This window comes from Yoonia sp., assembly GCF_042093035.1.
Lineage (GTDB): Bacteria > Pseudomonadota > Alphaproteobacteria > Rhodobacterales > Rhodobacteraceae > Yoonia.
On sequence record NZ_JBELFI010000187.1, the window covers coordinates 1 to 2995 of the forward strand.

The following is a 2995-nucleotide window of genomic DNA, read 5'->3' on the forward strand; positions in this document are numbered from 1 at the left end:
CTAAACGGCAATGCCTTTGCGCCACTATGTTGGTTCGCGGTTTGTATCGGCGCTCTCTGCTTTTACGCCCAAGCTAGATAGACTTGGCGGTGCTTCGGAACCAACAGCACGGACTTTTAAATGGTGTGAACGATATCTGATCTGCGGCCGGGCACATTGACAGTTCATCTCAGCATGGACGAAATGGCTGTCTCCCAAGGATGTACGCCAGATCAAATTGATCGGACAGCTCTGCTTCTTGAAGCACCGTTCCGCATGCGGAGGCGGGGTGTAGAACTCAAACTGCATCTGTGTGATGCGCCGCCAGAGGTTGACCGGACACTCGAACAGAACATTGTGAAGGCGCAACGCTGGATGGCGATGATGCTTGAGGGAAAGACCTTTGCCGCGATCGCGGAAGCCAAAGGCACCTCAAAGCGCCGGGTGCAAGATGTTATTGACCTCGCTATGCTGTAGGCCAAAAGTTCAAACAGCGGTCCAAACGCGTACCGCCGAAATCGGTAACGGAGACTGTGGGCCTAAACTGGGCAGCTTTGTGCTTGTCCCTGCGTCTCTGTCGGAAACCAACCGTACTAAAGGCGCGCTAACGCGGCACAAAAAGCCGGCAGGCTCTTAGCGTAAGCAAATCGGAGGAATGGCTGGCTGGGATGGTAGGATTCGAACCTACGGTACACTGTACCAAAAACAGTTGCCTTACCACTTGGCTACATCCCAGCAGCGAAGCGGGTGATACTGCGTCGCGACCAGCGGTTCAAGCCCCGTTTTCAAAGAAAAGTTGCTATTATTGCCGTCGGCATCCCCGCGCGAAAGAGGCGTCCGCCGCCTAGACGCGCAGCGGGTCGGCCTTGGCGAGTTTATCGAAGTTCATCAGGCTTTTGACGACCCTGTCCATCTGATCCAACGGAATCATATTCGGCCCGTCTGAGGGCGCGTTGTCGGGGTCTTCATGGGTCTCGATGAAGACGGCAGCAATCCCCAGCGAAACCGCCGCACGCGCCATCACAGGCGCAAATTCACGCTGTCCGCCGGATGAGCCACCCATGCCGCCCGGTTGCTGTACCGAATGCGTCGCGTCCATCACAACAGGATAGCCGGTCTTTGCCATCGTGGGCAACGCGCGCATGTCTGCAACCAAGGTATTGTAACCGAAAGAGGAACCGCGTTCGGTTAGCAAGATACGTTTGTTTCCAGTGCTTTCGATTTTGGAAACCACGTTCGGCATATCCCAGGGGGCCAGAAACTGACCTTTCTTAACGTTGATCGCGACACTCGTTTCACCAGCGGCGAACAGCAGGTCGGTTTGACGGCACAAGAAAGCCGGGATTTGCATAATATCGCAGACCGCCGCAACCGTTGCGCATTGATCGGGCGCGTGAATATCTGTCAGCACCGGACACCCAATGCTGTCCTTGATGGACTGCATGACCTTGAGCCCTTCGTCCATGCCAAGGCCGCGCTTGCCCCCAAGCGATGTGCGGTTGGCCTTGTCGTAGGAGCCTTTGAACACAAATTGCGCGCCATGAGCGGCACAGATTTCGGCCATTTTGCCCGCAATCATTTGCGCGTGTTCGATACTTTCAAGCTGGCAGGGGCCTGCGATGACCAGAAGAGGCAGATCATTGCTGACGGTCACATTGCCAATATCAAATTCATGCATCAAGAGCTTACCTGTTCACGAAGGATCGAGGCGGTCAGAGAAATCATCAGGTACACGCCTGAAAAGATCAAAAAGGCCAAGATCGTGTTTTCAAAAGCGCGGGGATAGGCCGCGGCATCGGGGGTCACGGGGCGCACGCTTTGCGACAGATAACGAACTTGCCTGTTGGCTTCAATGCGCGCGGTTTCCATCTGCGTAAGCGCCTGCTGCACCATAATCGTTTGGAAATTATAGTTTTCTTCGGCGGTGCGCAGCTCTGTATTGCGCGCGGCCAAGGACACCTGCGTGTCACTGCCACCTGTCAACTGATCGCGCAGCTGGATGATCTCTGCGTCGATGATGCTGATCTGGTCGCGCAGGGCCTGCACCTGCACTTCGCTCGGGCGATCCACATTCAGTCGTGATTGCAGGATTAAATCAAGGCGCTGGCGTTCATTCTCAAGCCCTGTGATCTGTCCCATGCGGGCTGATGTTTCGCTCGCCTGGTCGATTTGGCGCAGGCTTTGCTGCAAAGACAGCCATTCCGCCAGAGCCGCCGCACGTCGCGCCTCTGCTTCTTCATAGCTTGCCTGCGCGCCAAACATCTGATCGGCACGCAAACGGCTGGTCAATTGGTCAACCTGTTCTTCCGCATACCCAATCAGAGCATGTGAGAATTGGAAGCTCTTTTCTGGGTCGGGTGCGATGACTTCCATGCGGATGATCCCCTCGGTCGGATCATAGCTGATACGCACGCGATCCCCATAAACCTTGAAAGCGTCCTCGTTGCTTGCATCTTCTGGCAAGCGCTGAAGCGCATCCACACCTGGATCGCTGAATGCTTCCCTGAACCCGTGATCGGCATCCAGCCGCAACATCGCCTCACGCGAGGCGAGGTAGGATTGCACCGCGATGCTGTCCTGCTGGGTCGCCATGGAGGTGCCCTGAAACATCGTGGCCAAACCGGTCGCCCCGCCGCCTTGTGGTTGGGCTTGCTGGATCACGATCTCAGAGTTGGTGGCATACATCGGGGTGGCAAGATTGTAGAAATACCAGCCAACCATAAAGGTCGGCAGGAAGATAAACACCGCAAGCCGGGTGAACAAAAGCACCAGTTTGCGGCGACGGCGGCGCGCAATATCAACCTGGATCTGCCGGATCTCTGAGGCGTTTTGTTCGGCGGCTGCCGTATTCGCGGTCGCAGGCATGCCAAAACTGCTGTGCGTGGTATCGGGCAGCATCATCCGCATCTTTCCACCGCCCTGGTTGGCCTTTTCCGGCCTCACGAGAGCAACAATGGAGCTGCGCTGAAACGGGTCAATCCCGGTCAGACGCAGCTGGCGCACGGCGTCATAATCT

The 2995-nt window shown here is 56.2% G+C and carries 3 protein-coding genes and 1 tRNA gene; 1 reads left to right on the forward strand and 3 read right to left on the reverse strand.

The annotated features are described in order from the left end of the window. The first annotated feature begins 156 nt into the window (after window positions 1–156). Complete coding sequence (locus ACFDSS_RS14335) at window positions 157–456, forward strand: hypothetical protein (RefSeq protein WP_375256395.1); 300 nt, start codon at window positions 157–159, stop codon at window positions 454–456. Window positions 457–639: 183 nt separating this feature from the next. On the opposite strand, the gene ACFDSS_RS14340 is transcribed toward ACFDSS_RS14335, so the two are convergent. From ACFDSS_RS14340 to ACFDSS_RS14350, 3 genes are all read right to left on the reverse strand, one after another. Next, window positions 640–714 (reverse strand) — tRNA-Gln (locus tag ACFDSS_RS14340). Between the two features lie 109 nt (window positions 715–823). Then, the gene (kdsA, locus tag ACFDSS_RS14345) at window positions 824–1657 is read right to left on the reverse strand and encodes a 3-deoxy-8-phosphooctulonate synthase (RefSeq protein ID WP_375256396.1); all 834 of its coding nucleotides are present in this window, start codon (window positions 1655–1657) and stop codon (window positions 824–826) included. Further along, on the reverse strand, window positions 1657–2995 hold a 1339-nt coding region (locus tag ACFDSS_RS14350; protein ID WP_375256397.1), incomplete at its 5' end, for a capsule biosynthesis protein. The genes ACFDSS_RS14350 and kdsA, both read right to left, overlap by 1 nt.

What these genes read in the sequence shown, in the direction of transcription:
- kdsA (WP_375256396.1), bottom strand. Translation starts at nt 1,657, where the DNA reads ATGCATGAATTTGATATTGGCAATGTGACCGTCAGCAATGATCTGCCT.